Source organism: Nostoc sp. (assembly GCF_036917135.1).
In the GTDB taxonomy this organism is placed as follows: domain Bacteria; phylum Cyanobacteriota; class Cyanobacteriia; order Cyanobacteriales; family Nostocaceae; genus Nostoc.
In genome coordinates, this window is record NZ_JBALEA010000032.1 from 37,831 (window position 1) to 53,025 (window position 15,195).

10 protein-coding genes are annotated in these 15,195 nt (G+C 41.1%); 5 read left to right on the plus strand and 5 right to left on the minus strand.

Going from position 1 to position 15,195, the window contains the following annotated elements; all coding sequences use genetic code 11:
- The first annotated feature begins 108 nt into the window (after window positions 1-108).
- Window positions 109-6,009 (plus strand): trifunctional serine/threonine-protein kinase/ATP-binding protein/sensor histidine kinase, encoded by a 5,901-nt coding sequence (locus tag V7K50_RS09745; RefSeq protein ID WP_334959465.1) that lies wholly within the window; start codon window positions 109-111, stop codon window positions 6,007-6,009.
- A gap of 81 nt (window positions 6,010-6,090) precedes the next feature.
- Complete coding sequence (locus tag V7K50_RS09750; protein ID WP_334959467.1) at window positions 6,091-8,007, plus strand: sensor histidine kinase; 1,917 nt, start codon at window positions 6,091-6,093, stop codon at window positions 8,005-8,007.
- A 65-nt stretch (window positions 8,008-8,072) separates the two neighbouring features.
- Here V7K50_RS09750 and V7K50_RS09755 read toward each other — a convergent pair whose 3' ends face one another.
- Entirely contained in the window at window positions 8,073-8,606 is a 534-nt protein-coding gene (locus V7K50_RS09755; RefSeq protein WP_334959469.1) for a GNAT family N-acetyltransferase, read from the minus strand.
- A 143-nt stretch (window positions 8,607-8,749) separates the two neighbouring features.
- Between V7K50_RS09755 and V7K50_RS09760 the strand changes: the two genes are divergently transcribed.
- The 3 genes from V7K50_RS09760 to V7K50_RS09770 are packed head-to-tail and all read left to right on the plus strand — an operon-like array spanning window position 8,750 to window position 10,456.
- Entirely contained in the window at window positions 8,750-9,388 is a 639-nt protein-coding gene (locus V7K50_RS09760; RefSeq protein ID WP_334959471.1) for a Uma2 family endonuclease, read from the plus strand.
- Between the two features lie 36 nt (window positions 9,389-9,424).
- Window positions 9,425-10,210, plus strand: a complete 786-nt coding sequence (locus V7K50_RS09765; RefSeq protein ID WP_334959473.1) for a Uma2 family endonuclease — start codon at window positions 9,425-9,427, stop codon at window positions 10,208-10,210.
- Window positions 10,211-10,267: 57 nt separating this feature from the next.
- Window positions 10,268-10,456 carry a type II toxin-antitoxin system HicB family antitoxin gene (locus V7K50_RS09770; RefSeq protein ID WP_334959474.1) on the plus strand — a complete coding sequence of 63 codons (189 nt, stop codon included), beginning with the start codon at window positions 10,268-10,270 and terminating at the stop codon, window positions 10,454-10,456.
- Between the two features lie 175 nt (window positions 10,457-10,631).
- On the opposite strand, the gene V7K50_RS09775 is transcribed toward V7K50_RS09770, so the two are convergent.
- From V7K50_RS09775 to V7K50_RS09790, 4 genes are all read right to left on the minus strand, one after another.
- Complete coding sequence (locus tag V7K50_RS09775) at window positions 10,632-11,414, minus strand: CVNH domain-containing protein (protein ID WP_334959476.1); 783 nt, start codon at window positions 11,412-11,414, stop codon at window positions 10,632-10,634.
- Between the two features lie 204 nt (window positions 11,415-11,618).
- Window positions 11,619-13,418 carry a caspase, EACC1-associated type gene (locus V7K50_RS09780; protein ID WP_334959478.1) on the minus strand — a complete coding sequence of 600 codons (1,800 nt, stop codon included), beginning with the start codon at window positions 13,416-13,418 and terminating at the stop codon, window positions 11,619-11,621.
- 31 nt (window positions 13,419-13,449) lie between these two features.
- Complete coding sequence (locus V7K50_RS09785) at window positions 13,450-13,818, minus strand: hypothetical protein (RefSeq protein ID WP_334959480.1); 369 nt, start codon at window positions 13,816-13,818, stop codon at window positions 13,450-13,452.
- A 444-nt stretch (window positions 13,819-14,262) separates the two neighbouring features.
- Window positions 14,263-15,195 (minus strand): dihydroxy-acid dehydratase domain-containing protein (locus tag V7K50_RS09790; protein WP_334959482.1); only part of this gene is annotated, 933 nt, incomplete at its 5' end.

Below are 15,195 nucleotides of genomic sequence, written 5' to 3' on the forward strand. Positions count from 1 at the left end.
CGCAGGACTCGCTATCGGCATCGCCTAAAAGAAAACTAAGTTAGCAAAAGTTGATTTTTGGGCAAACTACTTTAAACAAATAGCTGATTTAACAAGAGTTGATGAAGTATGAATACAGCAGTTGAGCCGATGGACAAGCTTTTAAACTATCGAATTAGCGAACAACTTTATGCAGGCTCTAGAACCTTAGTTTACCGTGCAATTCGAGAGGGTGATCTAATTCCGGTCGTCATCAAGCTGCTCCAGCAGGAATATCCTACCTTCAACGAACTGCTACTATTCCGCAATCAATACACGATCGTTAAAAATATTGACCTACCTGGTATTGTTCGTCCCTACAGTCTGGAACCTTACCGCAACAGCTATGCTTTGGTGATGGAGGATTTTGGCGGCATTTCCCTCAGAGATTGGATGAACAGGGAAATGGGATATAACCAATATACTTTGACAGAGTTCTTGGATGTTGCGATCGCTCTGAGCGATATTCTTGAGGGACTCTATCGCCATCGGGTTATCCACAAAGACATTAAGCCTGCCAACATCCTGATTAACCCAGAAACCAAGCAAGTCAAGTTGATTGACTTTAGCATTGCTTCTCTTTTACCTAGAGAAACCCAAGAAATTTACAGTCCTAATGTTTTAGAAGGTACTCTCGCCTACCTTTCCCCGGAACAAACCGGGCGGATGAATCGCGGAATTGACTATCGCAGTGATTACTATTCCCTCGGCGTTACCTTCTTTGAACTACTTATCGGACATCTACCCTTTCAGTCTAATGATCCGATGGAGTTGGTTCACTGTCATATTGCCAAGCAACCAGATCAATTCAAAATTCAAAATTCAAAATTCAAAAATGAAGAGGAAATTCCGCAGGTTCTTTGTGACATTGTGATGAAATTGATGGCGAAAAATGCTGAAGATCGCTATCAGAGTGCGTTAGGGCTGAAATTTGATTTAGAACAATGCTTAGAGAAACTGAAGAACACGGGTAGAATTGAGAGTTTCCCAATTGCACAGAGGGATATTTGCGATCGCTTCATCATCCCAGAAAAACTCTACGGTCGCCAAGGTGAAGTTCAAAGCTTACTAAATGCCTTTGAGAGAGTCAATCAGGGAAGCACTGAAATTATCTTGGTAGCAGGCTTCTCTGGCATTGGCAAAACTGCTGTGGTTAACGAAGTCCACAAGCCAATTGTGCGACAACGCGGTTATTTCATTAAAGGTAAATTTGACCAGTTCGGGCGCAACATCCCTTTCTCTGCCTTTGTGCAAGCTTTTCGAGACTTAATTGGGCAACTGTTAAGTGAAACTGACGCTCAATTTGAGCAATGGAAGTGCAAAATTCTCTCCGCTTTAGGTGAGAACGGACAAGTGATGATTGAGGTGATTCCCGAACTGGAAAGTATGATTGGTAAACAGCCTCCTGCGCCGAAACTCTCTGGGAGTGCAGCACAAAATCGCTTCAATTTGCTGTTTTTGAAATTCACTCAAGTCTTCGCTGCATTAGAACATCCATTGGTGATCTTTATTGATGATCTGCAATGGGCCGATTCTGCTTCCTTAAATTTAATGCATTTGTTAATGAGAGAAGCTGACATCGGCTATCTACTATTAATTGGCGCTTATCGAGATAACGAAGTCAACCCAGTACATCCCCTAATGCTAACTTTGTCAGAGATTCAGAAGTTAGGTGCTACAGTCAGTACAATTACCTTAGCTCCCCTTGAGCAGATTTCTATCAATCATTTGGTTGCAGATACATTGAGTTGTTCCCTAGTGTTAGCTGCACCATTAACAGAGTTAGTATTGAGCAAAACCAAAGGCAATCCTTTTTTCAGCACCCAGTTTCTCAAAGCGCTACATCAAGATCAACTAATTACATTTAATTTTCAGGGTGGTTATTGGGAATGTGATATTGCTCAGGTGCGATCGCTCGCTCTGACCAATGATGTAGTAGAGTTCATGGCAATTCAACTTGAAAAATTGCCAACACCGACTCAAGAAGTTTTGAAATTAGCGGCTTGTGTGGGAAACTCTTTTGATTTAGCCACATTAGCGATCGTCTATGAACAGTCTGAGGCCACAACGGCAGATGAGTTATGGAAAGCACTCCAAGAAGGATTGATCATTCCTACCAGTGATGTTTACAAGTTTTATCAACAGCATTCATTGGTAAATAGCCACAATGATTATGGACAAATAAACATCAGCTACAAATTTCTTCACGATCGCATTCAGCAAGCTGCCTATTCATTAATTCCTGACAACCAAAAGCAAGTTACTCACCTGCACATTGGGCGTTTGCTGCAACAAGCCACGACAGCAAATGAACGAGATGAGAAAATTTTTGCGATCGTCAACCACCTCAATCAAGGGGCTGCTTTAATTAATGACGAGCAGGAACAACAGGAAATCGTGCAGTTAAACTTGGCGGCTGGGCATAAAGCCAAGGGTGCAACAGCTTACGCAGCAGCTTTGGACTATTTCAACATCGGTATTGCTATGCTAACGGCTAATTGCTGGCACAGCCAATACAATCTCGCCCTGATCTTGTATGAAGGAGCAACAGAATCAGCTTACCTCTGCACCCATTTTGAACAGATGGAACAGTTAGCTGAGATGGTACTGAATCATGCCCAATCCTGGCTGGATCGGGTAAATATCTACAATATTAAAATCCAGGCTTGCATTGCCCAAAATCAGCAGCTAGAAGCCTTGCGACTAGCACGAGAAGTCCTAAAGCATCTGGGAGTGCATCTGCCAGAGCAACCCACCCCAGCAGACATCGAAGAGGCACTTAAGCATACCCAAATCTTACTCAACGATAGGTCAATGGAATCTTTCCTGGAATTACCCCAAATGACCGCACCGGACAAAAAAGCGGCAATGGTCATTCTATCCAGCGTTCTTTCTGCTGCCTTTCAAGCTGCCCCAGACTTATTACCTCTGATCATCCTTGCTCACGTCGATTTATCTGTGCAGTATGGGAATGCACCAGAATCGACTCATGGCTATGTGATGTACGGGTTGACATTGCTGGTTGTGTTGGGAGATATTCAGGCGGGCTATCGGTTTGGACAACTGGGGATGAAGCTACTGCAACATATCCATGCTCCTGAGTTAACCGCTAAAACCATTTTTGCCTTTAACAACTTTCTCAGACATTGGCAAGAACCTGCAAAAGATACTTTGGAAGGGTATCTGAAAGCCTATTCTAGAGGATTAGAAATCGGAGATATTCAATATGTCGCCCTAAGTCTTCTTAGTTATAGCATCACTGCCTATTTCAGCAGTCAGGAACTATTTTCTCTCAGACAAACAATGGAAGCTCATCGCCAGGTGATGCAGCAATTGCGCCAGGATACCTATCTCCACAAGCAAAGTATCTACTATCAAGCTGTACTCAATCTGCTGGAGACTAGGGATGAACCCGATCGCTTGCATAGCGAACACTATAATGAGGATGAAATGATTCAGCTTCACCTCAAAACCAATGATGTGACAGCACTATTTCAGATTTATATCAATAAAATGCTCCTCTCCTACCTGTTTCAACGCTATGAACAGGCATTAGAAAACGCCAGCCTAGCGGAACAGTATTTAGGTGCTGGGAGAGGACTGATGCACATTCCAATCTTCTATTTCTATGATGCATTAGTTCGATTAGCGGTTTATGCAACTGCCAGTGAGACAGAGCAAACAGGCATTATAGAGCGGGTAAAAAATCATCAAGAAAAACTCAGGAACTGGGCAGATCATGCACCCAGTAATCAGGCTCACCGACATGCTTTAGTAGTTGCAGAAAAATGTCGAGTCTTGGGGGCAAAACTAGAGGCAATTGAGTATTACGATCGCGCCATTGCTAAAGCTAAAGAAAACGAATATCTCAACGAAGAAGCTCTCGCCAACGAACTTGCAGCCAAGTTTTATTTAGAATGGGGCAAAGAACGCATTGCCCAAGAGTATTTGATTAATGCTTATTATTGTTACACTCGCTGGGGTGCTAAAGCCAAAGTCGATGATTTAGAACAACGTTATCCACAATTGCTAGCTCCCATTCTCCAACAGATGCGTTCACGAAGCGACTCTGAAAGAGTATCGCTACTTACGCCCAATGAGACGATCGCCAAGATTGACAGCATTAGTACCTTGCACTCAAGCATTAATAAATCAGTAACTTCTAGTAGTAGTGCATCCGTAATGCTAGATTTGGCAACAGTTCTCAAAGCCTCTCAGACTCTTTCTAGTGAAATCGAACTAGATAAATTACTTACGAAGCTGTTGCAAGTGGTGATTGAAAATGCAGGTGCAGATAAGTGTGCCTTACTACTCCTTAAAGAAGATAGATTGGTCATTGAGGCCACTGCTGAAGTTGGGCAACAATCAACGGTGTTACAGTCCATTTTTGTGGAAGATAGCGCAGACGTTCCCCATAGTCTAATTTACACCGTCAAACGCAGCCTACAGCCTACGGTTATCATTAATGCAACAGTGCATCTGGCGCTAATAGCTGATCCCTACATTATCCGTCAGCAACCCAAAAGCTTGCTGTGTACGCCGATTTTGTATCAAGGCAAACTGTTGGGGATTTTGTATTTAGAAAATAATATTACTACAGGGGTGTTTACGAGCGATCGCGTTGAAATTCTCAATCTATTATGCACTCAAGCTGCAATCTCCCTAGAAAACGCCCGACTTTATCAGCAAGCACAAGATACTCTCGAAAATCTGGGACAGACTGAACAATGCTTGCGGTTAATTATTGACAATATTCCCCAATCTGTTTTCTGGAAAGACTGCAATAGTGTTTATTTAGGATGTAACCAGAACTTTGCGGAAATTTCGGGTGTAGGAGCGCCAGAAAATGTTATTGGTAAAACAGACTATGACCTTCCCTGGATTCGGGAAAAATCAGATTATTATGTAGGGCGCGATCGCCGCATTCTCGAGTCTGGACAAGCTGAACTTAGCATTATTGAAACCATCCAGAAAGTAGACGGGAAACAAACATGGTCGAATACAAATAAAATTCCCCTACGAGATCGAGAAGGAACCATTTTTGGCATTCTTGGCACATCTGAAGACATCACCGAACGCCAGGAAGCACAACAATTGCTGCAAGAACAAAAGCAACAATTAGAACAAGCTTTGCAAGAACTCCAAACCATGCAATTGCAATTAGTGCAGGGTGAAAAAATGTCTGCCCTTGGTAATCTGGTAGCAGGTGTTGCCCATGAAATCAACAATCCTATTGGCTTCATTGCCGGCAACATTGAACCAGCCAAAGATTATGTCAAGGATTTGTTTGGACTAATTAACCTTTATCAAGAGAAGTTTCCTAATCCTGGCTTAGATATTCAAGACGAAATTAATGCCATCGACCTGAATTATTTACGTGAAGATTTACCTAAATTGCTAGACTCGATGAAATTGGGTGTTCAACGTATCCGCAGCATTAGTACTAGTCTGCGAACCTTCTCCAGAGCAGATAAGGATTATAAAGTTCCCTTTGATATTCACGAAGGCATTGACAGCACTATTCTGATTCTCAGACACCGTTTAAAAGCTAACGAAAACCGTCCGGCAATTGAGGTGGTCAAAAATTATGGCAAACTTCCCCTAGTGGAATGCTTTGCTGGACAACTTAATCAGGTGTTTATGAACTTGTTAGCAAATGCCATTGATGCACTTGAACAATACAATTCAGAGCATAGTTTGGAAGCCATTCTCGCTAACCCCAATTGCATCACCATTGAAACTCGTTTGGCAGACTCAGGTCAGTACGTTTTGATTAAGATTGCTGATAATGGCGTAGGAATGTCACCAGAGGTTAAACAAAAAGTATTTGACCATTTATTCACCACCAAACCTGTAGGAAAAGGCACTGGATTGGGATTAGCGATCGCTCGTCAAATTATAGTGGAAGCACATGGTGGTTCTCTCTCCTGCACTTCAGAACTTGGACAGGGTACAGAGTTTGTCATTCAAATCTCTACTCAACAACAATAAAGAGTTATGAGTACTTTCTACCTGACTCAGCACTCTTCATTTTTGCTTTTTAAATTTTAACTTCTAGCAAATAACTTTATAATGCTTAAATTACGCAAAGGCTGGTTGAAAATCAAGCCCCGACGGGATCATTCAATGGACAAAAATCACTACTCATTGAAATGCCGATCGCGTAATTTCATATTACTATCAATCTTGGTGATTTTGTCCCTTAGTATTAGCGTCACCGCTATTATTAGTTACAAAATTGTCAAAGGGTTGTTGCTCGATAGTCTTAAACAGCAAGCGCTATTAAAAACACAACAAGGTCAAAATGATATTGATAACTGGTTAGCCATTCGGAAGACAGAAATTAAAACTCTGGCAAATTCTGCTGTAGTGCGATCAATGGATTGGTCTATGACGGAACCTTACTTGCAATCTGAGGTGAAGCGGATGCAAACATTTTTGCTCATGGCGCTAATTACACCCGATGGTGCATTAATTAATACTCAAGAAGGTCGGACAAGGGTCAAAGATCGAGAATTTTTTCAGCGCAGTATGGCAGGTCAAACAGTAGCCGCCGATCCCATTATTGGACGTACAAGCAATCAGTTACAGATTCAGATTAGTTCGCCGATTCCTGCCGAAACAGGTACAGAACCAGCAGGTGTATTGATGGGTGGGATTCCGATTAATCGGGTAGTTGAGGTGATCGGTAATTTACATCAAGGTAACGGTAGCTATGCCTTTGCCATCAATTCTCAAGGAGTTCCCATTGCCCATCCCGACATCCGACTGATTGGCACACCTGAAAAAGCCGCCGAGAGTTTCCTCAATTCGCCTAATCCCCAGTTGGCGAAAATTACTCAAAAAATGGTAGCTCAACACACTAATATTGAATTAGCTCAACTAGATGGTCAGTGGAATTATGTTGCTTACACCCCGCTTCATGAAGCAAATTGGTCGGTAGCTTTAGTTGTGCCACAAGAAAATATTGAATCGCCATTGCAGGCGTTAAACCTTTTAGCTACGGTTCTGGGAGGATTGCTAGTGGTTGGGTTGATCAGTACATGGCGACAGGTGCAACTATATGAACAGATTCGCGATCGCGCCTTTGTTTCTAGTCAGCAGGCGCAGGAACTCAGCAAAACCTTGAAAGAATTGCAAAATACCCAAGCTCAACTCATCCACACCGAAAAAATGTCTAGTCTGGGACAACTAGTTGCTGGGGTGGCACACGAAATCAATAATCCGGCCAATTTTATCCATGCCAACCTCAACCATGCAAGTGAATACAGCCAAGGTATCCTCGATTTACTAAAGCTTTATGAACAAACCTACCCAAATCCTACACCAGAAATTAGCGATCGCGCCCAAGACCTTGATATTGAGTTTCTGGCAGAAGATTTACCCAAGCTAATGAGATCAATGCAGGTGGGAACCAAACGCATTCGTGAAATTGTGCTGTCGCTGCGTAATTTCTCCCGCCTCGATGAAGCAGACATGAAATCTGTAGATATTAATGAAGGATTAGACAACACTCTAATGATTCTCAACCATCGTCTGACAGCTACGCCTAATCAACCAGAAATTCAGATCCTGAAGCAATACGGTGATTTACCCCTAGTAGAATGCTACGCAGGGCAACTAAATCAGGTGTTTATGAATGTTCTGGTGAATGCCATAGACGCATTGGAAGAAGCCAGCCCCAAACGCAGTTCTGAGGAACTTAAAAGTCATCCTAATCAAATTAAGCTGCAAACGCAAATTGACAAATCAAGTGATTACGCCATCGTTCAAATTTACGATAATGGGATTGGGATGTCCGAGGATGTGAAACATCGGGTATTTGACCACATGTTCACTACAAAACCTGTGGGTAAAGGAATTGGATTAGGAATGGCGATCGCCTATCAAATTGTTGTAGACAAACATAAAGGAACTATTGAAGTTGATTCTACCCCAGGATGCGGAACAGAGTTTACTATCCGTATTCCTTTAAAAAGTACAAATTAAAAATTCCTGATAACATTGGAATTAAAATATATAAACAGCTTTATTTGAAAAATAAAATAGGAATTTTATATCTGCTTTGACATCCGAATAACTGGGAGGCAAGCTCCATTAGAAAGAGATATTTCAAAATGTTCAATATTATCAAATCCGTGTGCTTGATAAAGTGGCTCACCAGCAAGTGTAGCCACTAATTCAAGTCTCGAAAAACCTGCGCCGATAGCTGCTGCTTCACAAGCTGCCATGATTTTACTTCCAATTCCACGACGCGCCCAGGCAGGATGCACAAAGAAAGCCCGAATTCGCGCTGGCTCATGAAGTGGATCAAGTAAGTCATCTTGTTTATTCTGAGCTTTGTCGCCTCCGAAAAGAGTTTTGCGTTGACTCCAGCCACCGCAACCGACAATGTTAGACTCAACCTCAGCAATGAAATATGTGCCATCTTTGATGAGTTGGCTATCAACACCAAAAACAGTGCCAAGAGCGCCATCCATTTGTTCACGACTGTAATAGGCAGCTTGAAGATTTTTCACCGAGTTCAGAATCAGAGCTTCTAAAGCCGGAATGTCCTCGCAAGAAGCTTTACGAATGGTGAGTTGCATTTGCATTCTCTGTATGTTCTATTACACTGACCTTTTTACATAATATCTACACTCATGCTCAGAGGCGATATGCTTTAAGAAAGTTGAGTTGTAAATAAAATCTGCTCAACACAACCGTTACTACATCAACTCTCTGAGGTGATATGCTTTTAAAACTGCAACAAATTATTGTTAAACCTGGTCAACAAACGTTGCTCAAAGATATTAGTTGGCAGCAGTTAGAAAATATTTTGGCAGAAATGGGAGAAAGGCGTGCAGCACGTATTTCTTATAGTCATGGCTGGTTAGAAATTATGGTTCCCTTAGCAGAACACGAAAAAGATAAAGAGCTTATTGGTGATTTAGTCAAAATCTTGTTAGACAAACTCCAAATTGATTTTGAGCCTTTCGGTTCCACAACACTAAAAAATGAGCGATCGCAGCAAGCAGTAGAACCAGATACCAGTTTTTATATTCAAAATCAAGCTGCTGTAATTGGTAAAAATCGCATAGATTTAAATATAGACCCACCACCAGATTTAGCAATCGAAATTGATATTACTTCTCGGACTAGATTTGAGAATTATGAAATTTTGAGAGTTCCTGAACTTTGGCGACATACACAACAAGGTTTAGAAATTTCTTTGCTAAGAGAAGGAAAATATATAAAATCTGAATCTAGTCCTAATTTTCCTGATATCCCAATTGTTGAATTAGTCAATGAATATGTTCAGCAGTGTTTAACAATTGGGAGAAGTCAAGCTATGCGTAATTTTCGAGATTGGGTTAAGAATAATTTATGATAAAAATCTAAGGCTTTCTGAGAAAGGCGATCGCTCATGACTACCGAAAACAACCCAAAAGCCATTCTAGACTGGGAACACCCCACACCGCCCACAGATTTAATTTTTGATGACGGAGAACCCTTGGAATCAAATCGCCACCGTATTGCTATGAATGTCCTGATTCGGTCATTGCAACAAGCTTGGATTGACCGGAATGATTTTTTTACTGGTGGCAATATGTTTATTTATTATAGCAGCGCCCAAGTACGTAACCAGGATTTCCGTGGCCCCGATTTCTTTGCTGTCTTGAATGTGAACGGGACTAATTCTCGTCAAGGTTGGGTAGTGTGGGAAGAAAACGGTCGTTATCCTCATGTGATTGTAGAATTAATGTCACCATCTACAGCCAAAATAGATCAGACTGTTAAGAAAGACCTTTACGAACAAACTTTTCATACTTCAGATTATTTTGTCTATGACCCCTTTGACTCGACTTCTTTGCAAGGGTGGCATTTAGATCATAATCAGCAATATCAATCTTTGACACCGAATGAGCGTGGTTGGCTATGGTGTCAAAAGTTAAGTTTATGGTTGGGAACCTATGAAGGAACAATAGACAGAGAAACAGCGGTATGGTTGCGGTTTTATGATGTAGCTGGGAATTTGGTTTTGTTACCAGATGAAGCTGCTGTTGCACAAGCACAAGCCGTAGTCACACACGCGGAAATTGCTGTTGCACAAGCACAAGCGGCTGCTGTACGAGAAGAAGCGGCTGCTGCACAGGTGGCTCGTTTAGCGGCTAGATTGAGAGAACTGGGGGAAAATCCAGATTTGTTGTGAGAGATTTTGGCTTTTTTGATTTGTTTGGACTACAGTTTTGAGTTGTAGGAGTAATAGATGAAGAGACAAGTTATTATCTATCCAGGAGAAGATGATTATTGGATAGCTGAATGTCCTAGCTTACCTGCTTGTATCAGCCAAGGGAAGACGAAAACAGAAGCTATTGCCAATACCAAGGAAGCTATTGAGTTATATATTGAAGTGTTAAAAGAAGAAGGTCGTGATGAATTTATCGAGTTGCTGTAAGTGAAAGACTGGGTGCGATCGCTATTTGGCAATATCAGAATGAGTCAGTGCGATCGCTATTTGGAAATATTAGAATGAACAAGTGCGATCGCTATTAAGTAAAGCTGCAAAATTAAAGTTGAATCGGCACAAACTTATTTGGTTTAATTTTAACTAATTTGATGTCATGGCCTGGCTAAGGCATCCAGCTACTAGAATTGTTGGGATTATTAAACGTCAATAATCCATCAATATTTTCAATTCCCGGAATGCGAATAGATGTATTGTTGAGCCTGCCATTTATTGTTATACAAGTTGCTGATAACAAATCTCCGTCTTCAACTTTAATATTAAAACAACTTTTTTGATAGCTACTAGAATTGTTGGGATTATTAAACGTCAATAATCCATCAATATTTTCAATTCCCGGAATGCGAATAGATGTATTGTTGAGTCTGCCATTTATTGTTATACAAGTTGCTGATAACAAATCTCCGTCTTCAACTTTAATGTTAGAACAACTTTTTTGATAGCTACTAGAATTGTTGGGATTATTAAACGTCAATAATCCATTAATATTTTCAATTCCCGGAATGCGAATAGATGTATTGTTGAGTCTGCCATTTATTGTTACACAAGTTGCTGATAACAAATCACCGTCTTTAACTTTAATATTAGAACAACTTTTTTGATAGCTACTAGAATGGTTGGGATTATTAAACGTCAATAATCCATCAATATTCTCAATTCCGGGAATGCGAATAGATGTATTGTTGAGTCTGCCATTTATTGTTACACAAGTTGCTGATAACAAATCTCCGTCTTTAACTTTAATATTAGAACAACTTTTTTGATAGGTACTAGATGTGACTTGGGCAGAAGCTTTTTGAGCAGGCTGGGCAACAAACGCTATACCAAGTGTCAAAGCTACTACAGGAGCCGAGGTAGCCAAGCGATTTAAACTAAAGTTAGATAGCAAGATAATATACCATGATAGATTAGTAAAGTGCAGAGGTTATTAAGCTTCTACTGCATTTCGAGAGTCATAGTCTAGGCTAAACCTTGAATGTAAAAACTATAAACTTAAAAAGTTATTAAGTAGGTAGATGGGGGAAAAGCACTATATGTAAAGTAAGTTTAATCAGAGAGACAAGAGTTAAATTTGAAGCGTTATGTAATGTAATTACTTCAGTTGATCATGATATATTAAATTTCCATTCTCATTAAATATTCCATTCAATTCTATTGAAGAATGAGCCTTTGTTTGATCAAATTTCGTGCAATCAGCAGATAGTATGCTTCCCTCAAGTTTAATATTATTGCAACTTTGCTGAAAACTACTCACCTCCATATTGGGATTTTCTATCAGTTTTCCATTATGGTTTTCGATTGCCTTCAAATCGATTGAGGTTAAGTGAGATTCACCATCAAATTTATTACAAATAGCTTCTAGCTTAGTAGACGTTTTATCATCGGGAATTTGAATATTAACGTCATGGCATTTTCCCGGAAATTTAATAGGCTGTGAATTCCTAGAGACTGTAATAAAAGTTGTTAAGCCTCCGATGGATATTATTACAGTAACAATACTTATCAGAATAACAGGCACTCTAGAAAGAGACGATGAAAAAGGTGGATGTTCCACCGTTATATTGTTTAGACCTGCGAGCAATTTGTTTTTAGCCTGGCCAATGTTTTCAAATAGTGACTGAGGCTGTGATGCAGTTCTTCGAGTTGTGTCTACTCTCTGTTGAGAACTAAGTTCATTGGTTAAAGGTTTTTTAGGAGTGGATTTTGGAGTCATGTTGGTCTTGAGCAAAGAGATTTTTTCATCATTTGCCTCAATATTGTTGGCTTCAAAGTGAACGGACTGAGTTGAAGCTGCATTTTGATTGCTAAGAGTAGATTCTTTTCCGAAAAGAATTTTCTGTTCAATTGGCGCTATATCTTCATTTCTAAGTCCCAAAATTTCCTTATAACGTTGCAAGTCATTGCGTGTATAATCACTTAAAATCTGTTCATGCCTAATCGCATCAACCAATGCTTGCTCATATTGCTGCAACTTTTTTTTGCGCTCTTGATAAGGTTTTAAAACTTCTGTCTCAATTATGGCAGTCTCTTCAGGAGGCAATGGCAAACTATAGCGTAGCTCATCTAATATTCTACGACCAGTAAGAGAAATTTCGCCCCGACTGGCAACCCGTTCAACTTCTTTGCGATACCTCAGTTTTGGATCGCTAACTGGTGCTTTAGTCAAAAAGATTTTGAATCCTTCTTTGACTGCGTAGATTTCTGGTTGCATGGCGGGAGCCGCTTCTTTAACTTTCTTTTTGGCGTACTCATGCAACTCATCAACTGAAACTACACCATCGTTATCTAAATCTGCTGCTCCTGTTTCAATACCCTCGACGAGGTAACGAGTGTAAGTAGAAAGATTTGCTCCTTCTTGCTGGAAAGAATACTGAGTAGAAGTGGAAGATGTAAGGACAACCCGCCCTTCACACCCAAGTTCAGCCTGGATATTGACAGAACCATCATCTTTGGCTGACCAACCTTCGGCAAATGCCCCACTAAAGCAGCAATCGAGAATTATCACTAGTCGCTTAGAGCGGCTTTCACTCATGATGTTATGAATGAAACTGGCAGGAACAGCAGTTGATTTGATGAGTTGTCCTTGAGGGTTTTTACGGGTTAAGCGAGTAGCAAGGTAAAGTTTGCCGCTCTCATCTTTAATGCCGTGACCGGAGAAGTAAACTATTGCTAGATCATCCTTACGGCGATCGCTAAACAGAGTCTCGATCGCTTCCTGCATTTTCTGAGGATCGGGATTCTCCATTTTTTGGATGTCTGCTTCAGCAAACCCGCCCATTTCTGGATGTTGTAAAACTTTAGCGATCGCTTGCATATCCTTTACCGACGCTGGTAATGGGTTAAGACCAGGCTCGTACTCGCTGACTCCGATTAGCAGTGCTACCTTTGCCATCTTGTTATCCTCTCTTTTATTATGGGATTTCTCAGCCTACGGCTACAAACCTTTGGGCGGCTTCCAGTGCTGCTGTTAACTCTTCCCGACTGCTAGCTTTCACCTTGAGTTTTTTACCGTTAGCCTCTACTTCCAATTCAATGCTTTTGTTACCCAAGCGATCGCCCAAAAATCCCAACAATTTCTTAAAATTGGCAAGGCTCACCTCTGCTTGCAATACTCCCAGCAGAAAAACCCCAAACGCCTTTGATCCTGGAGGAGTTTGTGTGACTGCTACAAGTTCAGCACTTTCTACATCTAAATCTCTGATATCTCGTAGCAGATTCCGCGTTTCCCGTTCTTGCTCTTCTGCATCTAAGTCTGGATTAGAAAGAGCGATCGTTAGTTTGACATTATTCATTTTGTACCCTTTTCGGTTTTAAGTAGTTGACTGTCAACTATAATTTCTGTGATTTCTCTATTGACATCATATCTGCTATGTAAATTTCCTGAAACTTCTTCAAGATTTTTACAAAAATTCATAAAATTTAAGTAAAAACTAGTAGAAGCAGGGGCGATCGCTCCGAATCTAATATCGTGTTCGGATAGTTAGTTATAATTCCCACAGTCATCAATACGCTTGGGTTCAGGGCTACTGGCAACAATTTTTGGTTTTACGAGACGCGATAAATCGCCGTCTCTACAAGTGTTTTGTTGCTCATTCTGAACTGTATTGCCATAGTCATTTCACCCCATACGCAGAACTTCTGGGGCATTATATTCTATATCCATACTTTGAATAAATTGAGAAGCCTACACTGTACAGTTCGGTATAGTGTAGGCAGTTGAAATTATGTGAGGTTAATTAAAACAAATCTAAATCTGTTACAGCACCAATACTGCTAGAAGAGACTAATTTGGCATATTTCGCCAACACGCCTTTAGTGTAACGCGGAGCCGGAGGTTGCCAATTAGTACGACGACGGGCTAATTCTTCTTCCGATATATTCAACTGCAATAAACGCGCCGGTGCATCAATAGTAATACTATCGCCTTCTTCGACAAGAGCGATCGCACCACCAACTGCCGCTTCTGGTGCCACATGACCAACCACCATACCGTAAGTACCGCCAGAAAAGCGCCCATCGGTAATTAATCCCACAGCATCACCCAAACCAGCGCCGATAATTGCCGAAGTGGGAGCCAACATTTCTCGCATTCCAGGGCCACCCTTGGGCCCTTCGTAGCGGATAACTAGAATATCACCAGCTTGAATCTTACCCACCAAAATCGCATCTAAAGAGGCTTCTTCCGATTCAAATACCCGTGCAGGTCCGGTAATTACTGGTTTTTTCACCCCGGTAATTTTGGCTACAGCCCCTTCTGTTGCCAAATTACCTCTGAGAATAGCTAAATGTCCTTGAGCATACATGGGGTTATTCCAAGTCCGAATCACATCTTGGTTGGCGGATGGTTCTTCTGGGATGTCTGCTAATATCTCTGCAATTGTTTGGCCGCTAATGGTGAGGCTATCACCGTGTAATAAGTCATGGACAAGTAACATCTTCATTACTTGGGGAATGCCACCAGCTTTGTGCAAATCTGTAGCGACATATTTACCACTTGGTTTTAAATCACACAAAACGGGAACACGGGCGCGGATTGTTTCAAAGTCATCCAGGGTTAACTCTACATCAGCAGCGCGGGCGATCGCTAAAAAATGCAACACTGCATTGGTCGAACCACCCACCGCCATAATCACAGAGATGGCATTCTCTATAGATTTGCGGGTGATAAT